14 protein-coding genes are annotated in these 12770 nt (G+C 73.7%); 10 read left to right on the top strand and 4 right to left on the bottom strand.

What is annotated here, in order from left to right:
- Nucleotides 1–105: 105 nt before the first annotated feature.
- Nucleotides 106–747: an HhH-GPD-type base excision DNA repair protein gene (locus ACFQ87_RS24615; RefSeq protein WP_380612957.1), complete on the bottom strand. Its 642-nt coding sequence runs from the start codon at nucleotides 745–747 to the stop codon at nucleotides 106–108.
- A 263-nt stretch (nucleotides 748–1010) separates the two neighbouring features.
- Here ACFQ87_RS24615 and ACFQ87_RS24610 point away from each other — a divergent pair, with 263 nt between their 5' ends.
- The 4 genes from ACFQ87_RS24610 (at nucleotide 1011) to ACFQ87_RS24595 (ending at nucleotide 5628) form a co-directional block, all read left to right on the top strand.
- Nucleotides 1011–1358, top strand: a complete 348-nt coding sequence (locus ACFQ87_RS24610; protein ID WP_380612956.1) for a DoxX family protein — start codon at nucleotides 1011–1013, stop codon at nucleotides 1356–1358.
- A 332-nt stretch (nucleotides 1359–1690) separates the two neighbouring features.
- The gene (locus ACFQ87_RS24605; protein ID WP_380612955.1) at nucleotides 1691–4228 is read left to right on the top strand and encodes a germacradienol/geosmin synthase; all 2538 of its coding nucleotides are present in this window, start codon (nucleotides 1691–1693) and stop codon (nucleotides 4226–4228) included.
- 117 nt (nucleotides 4229–4345) lie between these two features.
- Complete coding sequence (locus tag ACFQ87_RS24600; RefSeq protein WP_380612954.1) at nucleotides 4346–5143, top strand: VOC family protein; 798 nt, start codon at nucleotides 4346–4348, stop codon at nucleotides 5141–5143.
- Nucleotides 5143–5628 carry a DinB family protein gene (locus tag ACFQ87_RS24595; protein WP_380612953.1) on the top strand — a complete coding sequence of 162 codons (486 nt, stop codon included), beginning with the start codon at nucleotides 5143–5145 and terminating at the stop codon, nucleotides 5626–5628. Before ACFQ87_RS24600 ends, ACFQ87_RS24595 begins: the two co-directional genes overlap by 1 nt.
- Nucleotides 5629–5670: 42 nt before the next feature.
- On the opposite strand, the gene ACFQ87_RS24590 is transcribed toward ACFQ87_RS24595, so the two are convergent.
- Complete coding sequence (locus tag ACFQ87_RS24590) at nucleotides 5671–6402, bottom strand: ArsR/SmtB family transcription factor (RefSeq protein WP_380612952.1); 732 nt, start codon at nucleotides 6400–6402, stop codon at nucleotides 5671–5673.
- Nucleotides 6403–6484: 82 nt separating this feature from the next.
- On the opposite strand from ACFQ87_RS24590, the gene ACFQ87_RS24585 reads away from it, so the two are divergent.
- The 4 genes from ACFQ87_RS24585 to ACFQ87_RS24570 are packed head-to-tail and all read left to right on the top strand — an operon-like array spanning nucleotide 6485 to nucleotide 9479.
- Complete coding sequence (locus ACFQ87_RS24585; protein ID WP_380612951.1) at nucleotides 6485–7741, top strand: hypothetical protein; 1257 nt, start codon at nucleotides 6485–6487, stop codon at nucleotides 7739–7741.
- Entirely contained in the window at nucleotides 7738–8511 is a 774-nt protein-coding gene (locus ACFQ87_RS24580; protein ID WP_380612950.1) for an isocitrate lyase/phosphoenolpyruvate mutase family protein, read from the top strand. The genes ACFQ87_RS24585 and ACFQ87_RS24580 overlap by 4 nt, the downstream gene beginning before the upstream one ends.
- 34 nt (nucleotides 8512–8545) lie before the next feature.
- Entirely contained in the window at nucleotides 8546–8764 is a 219-nt protein-coding gene (locus ACFQ87_RS24575; protein ID WP_380612982.1) for a hypothetical protein, read from the top strand.
- A gap of 10 nt (nucleotides 8765–8774) precedes the next feature.
- Complete coding sequence (locus ACFQ87_RS24570; protein WP_380612949.1) at nucleotides 8775–9479, top strand: helix-turn-helix domain-containing protein; 705 nt, start codon at nucleotides 8775–8777, stop codon at nucleotides 9477–9479.
- A gap of 35 nt (nucleotides 9480–9514) precedes the next feature.
- Here the strand turns inward: ACFQ87_RS24570 and ACFQ87_RS24565 are convergent, their stop codons facing one another.
- Nucleotides 9515–9922, bottom strand: a complete 408-nt coding sequence (locus ACFQ87_RS24565) for a VOC family protein (RefSeq protein ID WP_380612948.1) — start codon at nucleotides 9920–9922, stop codon at nucleotides 9515–9517.
- Between the two features lie 81 nt (nucleotides 9923–10003).
- Between ACFQ87_RS24565 and ACFQ87_RS24560 the strand changes: the two genes are divergently transcribed.
- Nucleotides 10004–10531, top strand: a complete 528-nt coding sequence (locus ACFQ87_RS24560) for a GrpB family protein (protein WP_380612947.1) — start codon at nucleotides 10004–10006, stop codon at nucleotides 10529–10531.
- Between the two features lie 104 nt (nucleotides 10532–10635).
- Nucleotides 10636–11577, top strand: coding sequence for a molybdopterin-dependent oxidoreductase (locus ACFQ87_RS24555; protein ID WP_380612946.1), 942 nt, complete (start codon nucleotides 10636–10638; stop codon nucleotides 11575–11577).
- A 15-nt stretch (nucleotides 11578–11592) separates the two neighbouring features.
- Here the strand turns inward: ACFQ87_RS24555 and ACFQ87_RS24550 are convergent, their stop codons facing one another.
- Nucleotides 11593–12678, bottom strand: coding sequence for an alpha/beta fold hydrolase (locus ACFQ87_RS24550; protein ID WP_380612945.1), 1086 nt, complete (start codon nucleotides 12676–12678; stop codon nucleotides 11593–11595).
- Nucleotides 12679–12770: the final 92 nt, after the last annotated feature.

Here is a 12770-nt window from a genome sequence, read left to right as displayed (position 1 = left end):
CGGCTGCCCGGACCCGCTGGTAGCTGCTGCCGTCCTTGGGGCGGGCCAGGTGGCCGGCCTCGACCAGGTCGCGGCGCAGGGCGGGGGCGTCGTCGTCCGGCCGACTCAGCGGGTGCCGGGCACGGCCGCTGCGGTCGCCCGGGAGGTGGTGCGGGGCTTGGCGGCGGCCTTCGCCTCCTTCGCGGCGCGCTTCATCTCCTGCTTGAACTCCCGTACCAGGGTGAGGGAATCGGGGCCGGTGATGTCGGCGACCGAGCGGTGCGAGCCCTCCTCGCCGTACGCGCCGGCCGCCTCGCGCCAGCCCTCCGGCCGTACGCCGTACTGCTTGCCGAGCAGGGCCAGGAAGATCTGCGACTTCTGCTTGCCGAAGCCGGGGAGGGCGTTGAGGCGGCTGAGCAGCTCCTTGCCGGTGCGGGCGTCCTTCCACAGCGCGGCGGCGTTGCCGTCGTACTGCGCGACGAGGAACTGACAGAGCTGCTGCACCCGTTTCGCCATCGCGGCCGGGTAGCGGTGGACGGCCGGTTTCGCGGAGAGGAGGGCGACGAACTCCTCCGGGCTGTAGGTGGCGATCTCGTGGGCGTCGAGGTCGTCCCGGCCGAGGCGCTGGGCGATGGTCAGCGGGCCGGTGAACGCCCATTCCATCGGCACCTGTTGGTCCAGCAGCATGCCGACGAGCGCGGCGAGCGCACTCCGTCCGAGCAGTTCGTCGGCCTCGGGCTGCTGGGCGAGCCGGACGGTGACGTTCATGGGGTTTGCCCTCCTCGGAGTTGACGTCGGGTCGGCGCCCAGTCTGGTGGACGCGGCGTGGGCGGACGCCGTCAACACGCCCGTAGCCGGGGAAGTCTTGGTGCCCCGGCCTTGCCAGGCCTGCATTGTTCGTTGGCGGAACGGTTGTTGGGGCCCTTCGGAGGGAACGCGGAAAAATTTTTGTCCGCGCCTGTCACATCCGCGGCGCGCGCCGGGTCAGTGCTGTGTCCGACCGACCAGCCACCGAATGGGGAGCACACCAAATGTCCGTCGCCCACACCATCGTCACCATCCTCGGCGCCCTCATGGTCGGCTTCTCGGCGTACTCGGTCTTCACCAAGGCCGAGTACGTCGTGGGGCCCCTCGCCGAGTACGGCGTCCCGCGCGCCTGGTGGACCTGGCTCGGCGTCGCCAAGGCCGCCGGCGCCCTCGGCCTCCTGGTCGGCCTCGCCGTCCCGGCCCTCGGCTACGCCGCCGCCGTCGGCGTCATCCTCTACTTCCTCGGCGCCGTCATCACCGTCGTCCGCGCCCGCGCCTACGCCCACATCCCCTTCCCCCTCATCTACATGGCACCCGTCGCGGCCTCCCTGATCCTGGGGCTCGCGGCCTGACAGGGCCAGCGCCGCAGGGGCGGACCGCCGAGCGGTCCGCCCCTGCGGCGCTGTCTCCGTGGGGGCGTCGGGGGCGGTCGAGGCGGGGTGGGTGTGCGCTCGGCCGGGCGGGTGGTCGTGGTGGGGCGGGTGCGGGGGCGAGTGCGCCGGTGGGGGCGGTGATCCGGGCCCCGTACGGACGATCCGGGGCAGCCCGATCGCCCGGACGAGAGTCCGAGCGGAGGTTCGAGCAGGTGGGTCATCTCATATGACTGTTCCTGTTGTGCCGGTGCGGTGACCTGGCGGCGGGTCATTCTTGGTCCAAACGACGCGTCCAGAAAGGCTCGCCCGCCGTGACCCAGCCGTTCGAACTGCCGTCCTTCTACGTGCCGCACCCGGCGCGCCTCAACCCCCATCTGGACGAAGCGCGGGCCCACTCCACCGACTGGGCCCGGGAGATGGGCATGCTGGAGGGATCGGGCATCTGGGACCAGGTCGACCTTGAGGCCCACGACTACGGGCTGCTCTGCTCCTACACCCACCCCGACACCTCCGCCGAGGCGCTGTCGCTGGTCACCGACTGGTACGTCTGGGTCTTCTTCTTCGACGACCACTTCCTCGACATGTACAAGCGCACCAACGACCGCGAGGGCGGCAAGGCGCACCTCGACCGGCTGCCGCTGTTCATGCCGGCCGACCCGACCACCCCGACGCCCGAGCCGGAGAACCCGGTCGAGGCGGGTCTGGCCGACTTGTGGCGGCGCACCGTGCCGGCGATGGGCGAGGACTGGCGGATCCGGTTCGCCGAGAGCACCCGCAACCTGCTCAACGAGTCGCTGTGGGAGCTCTCCAACATCAACGCCGGCCGGGTGGCCAACCCGGTCGAGTACATCGAGATGCGCCGCAAGGTCGGCGGCGCTCCGTGGTCCGCGCAGCTGGTCGAGTACGCGGCCGACGCCGAGGTGCCGAAGGAGGTTTCGGGTTCGCGCGCACTGCGGGTGCTGATGGACGCCTTCTCCGACGGCGTGCACCTGCGCAACGACATCTTCTCGTACCAGCGCGAGGTCGAGGACGAGGGCGAGTTGAGCAACGGCATCCTGGTGCTGGAGCGCTTCCTGGAGTGCTCCACCCAGGAGGCCGCCGAGGCGGTCAACGACCTGCTCACCTCGCGGCTCCAGCAGTTCGAGAACACCGTGTTCACCGAACTGCCGGTGCTGTTCGCGGAGACCGGGCTCGACGCCGCGGGCCGCGCCCGGGTGGCGGCGTACGTCAAGGGCCTGCAGGACTGGCAGGCCGGCGGGCATGAGTGGCACATGCGCTCCAGTCGTTACATGAACGGTGCGGGCGTGAACGGCGGTGGCGCGGCGGCGGGTTCGGCCGCCGAGGCGACGCCCGGAACGGGCGGCGGGCTGCCCGGCCTGCCTGGTCTGCCGGGTTCCGGCAACTGGTGGGACCAGTACGCGATCGGCGGCATCGGAACCTCGGCGCTGGACGTCCTGCGCAAGGGAGTTGAGAAGGCGGCGGCCCCCGTCGCCCCTGCCGCTCCCGCCGCGCCCGCCGCCCCCGCCGAGCGGCGGGCGCGCTCGCACGGCCACGTGCCGTTCCAGCCCGTCGGCCCGTCCCGACTGCCCGAGTTCAAGCTGCCGTTCAGCCTGTCGCTGAGCCCGCACCTGGACGGCGCCCGGGAGCGGGTGATCGACTGGGCCGAGCGGGTCGGCCTGCTGGCCGGGCACCCCGACGTCCCCGGCTCCGGAATCTGGGACGTCGAGTCGATGCGCGACTACGACCTCCCGCTCTGCGCAGCCGGCATCCACCCGGACGCCACCGCCGACCAACTCGACATCTCCTCGGCCTGGTTGGCCTGGGGCACCTGGGCCGACGACTACTACCCGAAGCTCTTCGGACGCACCCGCGACCTGGCCGGCGCCAAGGCCGCCAACGCCCGGCTGTCGCTGTTCATGCCGCTGGAGGGCGGCCCGACGCCCGAGCCCGCCAACGCGCTGGAGCGCAGCCTCGCCGACATCTGGGAGCGGACCGCCGGCCCGATGACCGTCGAGGCCCGGGGCCGGCTGCGCGAGTCGGTCGAGGTGATGACGGCCAGCTGGATCTGGGAGCTCAGCAACCAGATCCAGAACCGGATCCCGGACCCGGTCGACTACCTGGAGATGCGCCGCACCACCTTCGGCTCCGAGCTCACCACCCTGCTGGCCCGTCTCGGCCACGGGCGGACCGTGCCGGATGAGGTGTACCGGCACGGCTCGATGCGCGCGCTGGAGAACTCCGCCATGGACTACGGGTGCATGATCAACGACGTCTTCTCGTACCAGAAGGAGGTCGAGTACGAGGGCGAGCTGCACAACATCGTGCTGGTGGTGCAGAACTTCTTCAACTGCGACTACCCGTCGGCGGTCCGGATCGTCGACGACCTGATGCACTCCCGGCTGGAGCAGTTCCAGCACGTAGCGCAGCAGGAACTCCCGGTGATGTACGAGGACTTCGGACTGGACGCGGCCGCCCGGGAGCTGCTCGCCGGGTACGTCACGGAGCTGGAGAACTGGCTCGCGGGCGTGCTGAACTGGCACGAGGGCTGCCGCCGGTACCGCGCGGAGGACCTGGAGCGGCACTTCGGCGCCGAGCGGGACCTCGCGGAGGCGGTCCGGACGCGGGCGAAGGCACCCGAGGTGCCCGAGGCGCCGGCGGCCGCGGCCAGTGCGGCGGCCCCGGGCGTCCCGACCGCCCCCGTCCCGCCGGTGCCCGTGCCCGTACCCGCTGCCGCGCCGGACCCCGAGCCGAGCGCCGCCGCCGTGACCGGCGCGGTGCCGCTCGGCCCGACCGGCCTCGGCACGGCCTCGCTGCGCCCGCCGCTGACCGGGGCCGTCCCGGCGAACTGAGGCGGCACACCCGAGGCGCACCCAAGCGGGTGCGCCTCGTCGTGGCTAGGCTGGCGAGTCGGGGGCCGCGCGCGCCTTCCGGCGCGTGCCCGCATCGTCACGGACAAGGGCTGATAGATGGCTGCGCTACCTGAGGGCACACCCTGTTGGGCCGACGCGATGTTCACCGACGTGGAGGGCGCCAAAGCCTTCTACGGCCACGTCCTCGGCTGGACCTTCGGTGAGAGCTCTTCGGAGTTCGGCAACTACACGGCGGCGTACTCGGACGGCAAGGCGGTGGCCGCGCTCGTGCCGCCGGTGCCCGGTTACCAGGCGCAGTCCGTCTGGTGCCTGTACCTCGCCTCCCCGGACGTCGCCGCCACCGCCGAGCGGATCCGCGCCAATGGGGGCGAGGTGGTCATGGGCCCGATGGCGATCGGAGACGTCGGCACGATGGTGCTGGCCAAGGACCCGGGCGGGGTCGTGTTCGGCGTCTGGCAGGCCGGGACCCACGAGGGCTTCGAGAAGCAGGGCGCGCCCGGCGCGTACAGCTGGGCCGAGATCGTCACCCGCGAGCCCGGCAAGGCAGACGCCTTCTTCCCGGCGGTCTTCCCGTACGGCACCAAGAAGATGGACTCCGAGCAGGTGGACTACCGGATGTTCCAGGTCGGCGGCCGACCGGTGCTGGGCCGGAAGGGGGCGGAGGGTGACTTCCTGCCGCCCGAGGCGCCCTCGTACGTGAGCGTCTACTTCGCCGTGGACGACACCGACGCCGCGGTCGAGCGGCTGACGGCACACGGCGGCAAGGTGTACTTCGGGCCGGTGGACAGCCCGTTCGGCCGGTTCGCGGCGGTCGGCGACCAGCAGGGTGCGGCCTTCGGGCTGATCGACCTCGGCCGGACCGTGGGCGAGCAGCCCAGGACCGTGGACGTCTGATGGGGGAGCGGGGGGATCTCGTCGAGACCCTGGGCAACCACCGCGGCCTGCTGCGCCGCACCGTCCGGGACCTCACCGACGAGCAGGCGGCCCGGCAGACCACGGTCAGCGAGCTGTGCCTCGGCGGTCTGATCAAGCACGTGTCCGCGGTCGAGGCGCGCTGGGCGCGGTTCATCACCGGCGGCGCGGAGGCGATGCGCAGCGGCGACGGGGACTGGGCGGCGCAGTTCCGGATGGCGGAGGGCGAGACGCTGGCCGGGCTGCTCGACGCGTACGAGGCGGTGGCGCGCGGCACCGACGAACTGGTCCGCAGCCTGCCCGACCTGGACCTCGCCCACCCGCTGCCGCCGGCGCCCTGGTTCGAGCCGGGGGCGAGCTGGTCGGCCCGGCGGGTGCTGCTGCACCTGATCGCGGAGACCGCGCAGCACGCCGGGCACGCGGACATCATCCGGGAGTCGCTGGACGGGGCGAAGTCGATGGGGTGAGCGGATTCGTGCTGCCTCGGGGGCTCGGGGCACTTCGGGGGCTCAGGACACCTCGACCCCGAGCAGTTCGCGCAGCGCCCGGCAGCCGTCCGGGGTGACCCGCACGGCCCGGCCGGAGCCGATCCGCTCCACCCAGGCGCGGTCCAGGGCGGTGCGGCAGAGCGCCGCGCCCAGCGCCCCGCCGAGGTGGCTGCGGCGTTCCGTCCAGTCCAGGCAGCCGCGCACCACCGGGCGCCCGCCGGGGCGGCCCGCGCGCGGCGGCAGTTCGATCGCCTGCGCGGCCAGCCAGGCATGGCCGCGCTCGGTGACGGCGAGGCCGGCGTCGTCGCTGACCAGGCCGCGGTCGAGCAGCGCGTCGGCGACGGCCACGCCGAGGCGGCCGGCCAGGTGGTCGTAGCAGGTCCGGGCGCGGGCCTCGGCGCTCTGCCGGGTGGCCTCGCGGAGGGTGTGGGGCGCCCGGTCCGGCAGCTCGGCGGCCTCGGCGAAGACCGTCTCGGCGAAGACGGTGACGTCCTCGATCAGGGTGGCGACGGCCGGGGTGGCCAGTCGGACGTACCGGTGCCGCCCCTGCCGTTCCTCGGCCAGCAGCCCGCCCGCGATCAACCGGGAGAGGTGCTCGCTGGCGGTGGACGGCGCGACCCCTGCGGTCCGGGCCAGCTCGCCGGCCGTCCAGGCGCGGCCGTCGAGCAGTGCGGAGCAGAACTCGGCGCGGGTGGGGTCGGCGAGCAGGGCGGCGAGGGCGGCGAGCGAGGAGCCCCGGTGGTCCAGCGGCATGCGTCCATGGTCTGGCATACCGCCATGGTCGCCCCGGCACAGTTCGGCCGGGACCGAAACGAGCCGGGGCCACGATGAGGGCATGAGTGATCCCACGGTGATCCGAATCGACTTCTCCCGGTACGAGGACGTGACCGAGGCCCTGGCCGACCCGACGCTGGTCCCCCCGCCCGCGACGCCCGGCCCGTACGGCACGGTGGCCTGGCTGCGGGCCGCCGTCGCCCGGTTCAGCGCGGGCGGGCCGCACGCCCGGCGGCGGGCGCTGGTGCTGGCCGACCTGGAACGGCTGGACCCGGCCGCGCTGCGGGTCGCGGCGGCGGGCGGCTACGGGACGGACGTCCGGCTGCGGGTGGTCCGGGTGCTGGCGGCGGCGCTCGGGCTGGCCGAGCCGGAGGCTGTCGCGCGGGACGTGAAGGCGGTGTCCCGGACGTACTTCGAGGCGGCTCCGGACGACCCGGAGGCGGACGCGGCGGTCGCCCGGCTGGTGCCCGCGATGGGGGACGCCGACGAGGAGACGGCGGTCAACCGGATCGGCCTGCTCGTCCAGGCCTGTGACGCCACGGCCACCCTGGTCGAGCACGCCCGGCGGCACCCCGGCGGCCTGGCCGGCGCCCTGCGGGAGGACTCGCCCGTCCGGGAGATGCACCGCTTCGCCGCCCGGGCGACCGAGGTCGGCGGGGTCGCCGTACCCGCCGGGGCGCACGTCCTGCTGGACGTCGCGGCCGCCCAGCAGCCGGACCGCGAGCCGCTGGCCTTCGGCGCCGAGCCCCGGCTCTGCCCGGGCCGCTCGCACGCGCTGGTCATCGCCGAGGGCATCCTGTACGGCTCCTCGGACCCGGCGGACGACTCGGTGCCGCCCTCGCAGGACGTCGATCAGGCCGAACTCGCCGCCCTGATCCCGGAGATGATGGATCACGTCCTCGGTCTCGCCGCCACCTGGACGACCTGGGACGGGCGCCCGATCGTGAACGCGGGCGGGCGAACCTACACCCCGCACAAGGTGGTTCGCCGGGTCGCCGACCATCTCCTGGACCACCTGGCCGAGTTGGAGGCCCGACTGGTCGGCGAGCCGGCCGAGCCCGACCACTGGCACGCCTCCAACGTCACCACCCCGGCCGACCTCGCGCCGTTCACCGTCGCCGACCTGGACGAGGCCCGCAGCCGGCTCACCAGGCTCGGGCGGATCTGGTCCCAGCGGGTCGCCGCGCTGCCGGAGAAGCACCTGGACGACTCGCCCGGTGCGGGCTGGAGCTTCCGTCAGATCGTCTGCCACCTCGCCTCGGCGTCCGGCTACTACGCGGACTCCGTCGGCGAGTTGAACCCGGAGGTGACCCGATGACCCCGTTCGCCGCACTGCACCACCGCCCCGGCCGCCCGCTGCTGCTCCCGAACGCCTGGGACCACGCCTCGGCCGTCGCCCTCGCCGCCGAGGGCTACCCGGCGATCGGCACCACCAGCCTGGGCGTGGCGGCCGCCGCAGGCCTGCCGGACGGTGCCGCCGCCACCCGCGCGGAGACCGTACGGCTGGCCCGCCGGCTCGGCCGCGACGACTTCCTGCTCAGCGTCGACGTGGAGTCCGGCTTCAGCGACGACCCGGACGAAGTCGCGGCGTTGGCCGTGGAGTTGGCGCAGGCCGGGGTGGCCGGCATCAACCTGGAGGACGGCCGGGCGGACGGCACGCTGACACCGGCCGCCGTCCACGCGGCGAAGGTCGCGGCGGTGAAGGCGGCCGTGCCGGAGCTGTTCGTGAACGCCCGCACCGACACCTACTGGTGTGGGCAGGACGACCCCGAGCCGGAGGCCGTCCGGCGGCTGGAGGTCTACCAGCGGGCGGGCGCGGACGGCGTGTTCGTCCCCGGGGTGACCGAACCGGCGGTGATCGCCCGGCTGGTCGGCCGGGTCGCCGTCCCGCTCAACGTCCTGCTGACGCCGACCGGCCCGGGCCTCGCCGAACTGGCCGAGCTCGGGGTGGCCCGGGTCAGCCTGGGCTCGCTGCTCTACCGGGCGGCGCTGGCGGCGGCGGTGGCCACGGCGGCGGCCGTCGCCTCGGGCGGGCCGGTGGGGCCGGTGCCGGGGTACGCCGATGTGCAGGCGCTCAGCGGGAGTTGAGCGTCGGCAGACGGTGAGCGATGGGTGACCGGCGATGATCGACGGCCCGGGCGGGTGCGGTGCACCCGCCCGGGTCGCCTCGATGCCGTCCAGGATCACCCCGACGCCGCGGATGAAGCTGCTGTCCCGGCTGTCCATCCCGCCGATCGCGGCGGACCTCAAGGCCGGGGCGCAGGACATCCAGTGGATCATCGACTCGTACATCCTGGTCTTCGCCGGGCTGCTGCTGACCTCGGGCAGCCTCGGGGCGTAGCCTTCGACGCATGTCCACCGACTACGCGGAGCGCGCGTCCAGGCTGCCCGGGGCGGTGCTGTGGACGAAGGGCGCCGACCGTACGGGCGGTGGCGCGGGCGGCCTGGTGCTGCCGGACGGCTGCATGGACCTGCTGTGGACGGAGGGCCGGCTGCTGGTCGCCGGCCCCGACACCCGGGCGTTCCGACCCGGGCCCGGGCTGCGGGGCCCGTGGGCGGGCGTCCGGTTCCGGCCCGGGGCCGCTCCGGCGCTGCTCGGGGTACCGGCCTCCGCGCTGCGCGACCGGCGGGTCGACCTGGCCGACCTGCGCCCCGGCGGCGAGGTGCGGCGGCTGACCGGACGGATCGACGCGGCGCCCGACCCGGCCGCCGCGCTGGAGGAACTCGCGCTGCGCCTGGCCGCCGAGGCGCAGCCGGAGGACCCGCTGGTACGGGCGGTGGCCGGAGCGCTCGCGGCCGGGCACAGCGTCGCGGCGACGGCCGAGGCGGTCGGGCTCGGCGCCCGCCAGCTGCACCGCCGCTCGCAGGCCGCCTTCGGTTACGGCCCCAAGACGCTCGCCCGGATCCTGCGTCTGCAGCGCGCCCTCGGGCTGGCCCGCTCCGGTGTCCCGCTCGCCGAGACGGCGGCCCGGACGGGCTACGCGGACCAGGCGCACCTGTCCCGCGAGGTACGGGAGTTGGCGGGACAGCCGGTGACGGCCCTGTTGGCGGCCTAGAGCTGCCGGGGGCCTGGAGCCGCCGGGCCCCGGAGCTACTGCGCCAGCGGCGCGAGCAGGTCGACCCCGTTGCCGTCCGGGTCGTGCACCGTCGCGTAACGCTGGCCCCAGAAGGCGTCCCAGGGCTTCAGCTCCCCGTGGTACCCGGCGCCGGTCAGCTCCTCGTACACCGCGTCCACGTGCGCCGGGCTCTGGCAGCGGAACGCCAGCGCGGCCCGGCCGTTGCCGGTCGGCGGCCGCCAGCCGGGGTGGAAGGAACGGATGGTGGACTCGGCGTCGAGCACCAGGAGCAGCCCGCCGGGCAGTTCGGCCTCGACGTGCGGCGCCTGCTCGGAGCCCTCCGGGAAGGCGATGCCGAGCCGCCGGTAGAAGGCGACCGAGGCGGCCATGTCGGAGACCGCGAGGCCGAAGAAGGCGAGTTGCGGTGCGGATGTGCTGTTCATGGTCGCCACGCTAGGCGGGGTGCGGTCGGGGGGTCTTGAAGGAATCGGACGTCCGGGCCGGGGGCCGCTACCCTCCCGGTCATGTCCACTGCGCCTGACCTCGACGAACCGATCCACCTCGTCCCGTACGACCCGGTCTGGGCGGTCCGGGGCCGGGCCCTGGTGGAGCGGCTCACCGCAGGGCTCGGGGAGCAGGGCCCGTACGTCGAGGTCGGGCACATCGGCTCGACCTCCGTCCCCGGCCTGGACGCCAAGCCGGTGCTCGACGTCCAGATCGGCTGTGCGGCCGGGGACGTCGACGCGGTGGTCGGGTACGTCCGTGGGCTCGGCTTCGAGCACCTGGGCGAGGCGGGCGTCCCCGGCCGCGAATACCTGCGGCGGCGCTCTGAGCGGCCGGCCAACGTCCATGTGGTCGTACTGCGCGGGCAGTTGTGGACCGACAACCTGCTGCTGCGCGACTACCTGCGCGCTCACCCGGAGGCGGCCGCCCGCTACGCCCGCGCCAAGCGGGACGCCGCCCGGGCCACCGGGCGGCTGCTCGCCTACTCGGACCACAAGGCGGCGACGGTGGCCGAACTCATGGCGGCGGCCCGGGCCTTCGGGGGCTGAGCCCCGGCCGGAAGGCCCCGCCGTCCTGGCCGGAAGGTCCGTTGTCAGTCCCTCCTTGTACTGTCGATCGCGGCAACAGTGATCACTGCACGGGGGTGTGGCGAATGATCAGGACCGACCCGGAGACGCCCGACGTCTTCATCACCCCGATCGAGGACGTCTTCGTCCGCAACCACCTCGGCCCGCCTCCGCGGCTCGACCCGGCCAGCTGGACGCTCACCGTCGAGGGCCTGGTGGAGCGGCCCCTGCGGCTGGACTTCCGGAGCCTCCAGGGCCTGCCGCAGACCCGGTTCACCGCCGTCCACGAGTGCTTCGGCAATCCGCTGCGCCCCGATGTGCCGACCCGCGCCGTCACCAACCTGGAGTGGGCCGGCGTCCCGCTCGCCGCCGTGCTGGAGCTGGCCGGCCCGCGCCCGGAGGCCCGGAACGTCTGGCTGGAGGGCGCCGACCGCGGCGACTTCGCGGGGGAGGGCGGTGTGAGTTACCTCAAGGACCTGCCCCTCGACCAGGCGGGCGCCGAGGTCGTCCTCGCCCACACCATGAACGGCGAACCGCTGCGCCCCGACCACGGGTATCCGGTGCGCGCGGTGGCGCCCCTGATGTTCGGCACCAACTCGGTCAAGTGGCTGACCCGGATCGTGCTGGCCGCCGAGCGCCCCGACCACATCTTCACCACCCGCCTGTACACCCGCGTCCTGCCCGGGGAGAGTGAGGCCCGTCCGGTCCGCGAGAAGGACGTCGGCAGCAAGCTGCTCACCCCGCGCGACGGCCGGTCCGTCCCGGCCGGAGTCTGCGAACTGGCCGGCTATGCCTGGAGTTCCACCGAGGTGACGGCCGTCGAGATCGCCGTGGACGACGCCGACTGGCAGCCCGCCGAGCTGGACCGGCGCGGCCCGCACCCCAGTTGGCAGCGCTTCCGGCTCCGGTGCGACCTCGCCCCGGGCCCGCGCCGCGTCCGCTGCCGGGCCACCGACTCCGCCGGGCGGGTCCAGCCGCTCACCGGCGACCGGAACGCCGTCCACGAGATAGCCGTGGTGGCCGAGTGACGGCTGCCGCCGTGCTCAGCGCGCGACCGGCTGGGCGGTGATCGCCGGACGGACCACGGTGAGCATCAGGTCGAGGAACTGGTCGGGGTGGCGGAAGCTCGCGAAGTGGCTGGCGTTCCGGATCAGCGCGAACTCCTTGACCGGCGCGGTGACCTCGTCGAAGAAGCGCTTGGCCGGCTCGGGCGGGGTGAGGACGTCGCTGTCGCCCTGGAAGACGAAGAACGGGATCCGGAACTCCGTCCCCTCGGCGCGCTCGTCGAAGGCCGCGGCCTCCAGCTGGAGGCGCTCGGAGAACTCCATGGCCTTCAGGTACGACCGCAGGCCGGGCAGGGTGTGCAGGGGCGAGAACCAGAGTGAGCGCACCACCACGGTCTTCATGGTGTCGAAGGAGAGCGGGTCGCTGGTGAGGACCAGCTTGTTGTACTCGCCGACGTCCTTGGTGGTCCACGCCGACCGGTCGGCGCCCATCGCCAGGGCGGTGGCCAGCTCCTTCTCCTTCTTCCGGCCCGCCGCGCGCAGCCGGCCCACGAGCGCGTCGTAGGCCGAGCGCTCCCGGCCGCCGTCGATGATGTTCTGGTCGGTGCCGACGTAACCCGAGTACAGCTCGGGGTGGTTGCGGGCCAGCCGCAGGCCGAGGACGGTGCCGAAGGAGTTGGCGACCAGCAGCAGCCGGTCGACGCCGAGCCGGGTCCGCAGGTGCTCGGTGACCTCCAGGGCGTCGTGGTACAGCCGCTCGTGGCTCAGCTCGCCCTGCCCCTCCGGGCCGGTGGCGGCGAAGGTGAAGCCGGCGCCGCGCATGTCCCAGCGCACGATCGTGAAGTGCTTCTCCCAGCCCCGGGTGCGGGGGATGAAGACCAGGTTGGAAGCGCCGGGGCCGCCCAGGATCTCCAGGATCACCGGGTTGTCGCGGTCCTCGCCGCGGATGGAGACCCACTGGTCGATGCCGCCGATCCGGACGAAGCCCGCCTCCTCGATCCCCTTCGGGCCGGTGATCCGCAGCCGCTTGGCGAGCGCGGCGCGCTTGAGCTGCCGGTAGCCCAGCAGTCCGGCGACGGGAGCGGTGAGAGCGGCGGCGGAGACGGTGGCGATGGTGGCGAGCATGGTGTATCCCCCAAACTGTTTATCGCATCAGCAGATGCGTTTAAGGTATATACAGTTCTGGGTGGTGTCAACGGGCACCACGGAACACCAGC

Origin of the sequence: Kitasatospora sp. NPDC056531, assembly GCF_042794375.1 — a bacterium.
Classification (GTDB): Bacteria; Actinomycetota; Actinomycetes; order Streptomycetales; family Streptomycetaceae; genus Kitasatospora.
This window is presented reverse-complemented; position numbering and strand designations above follow the sequence as displayed.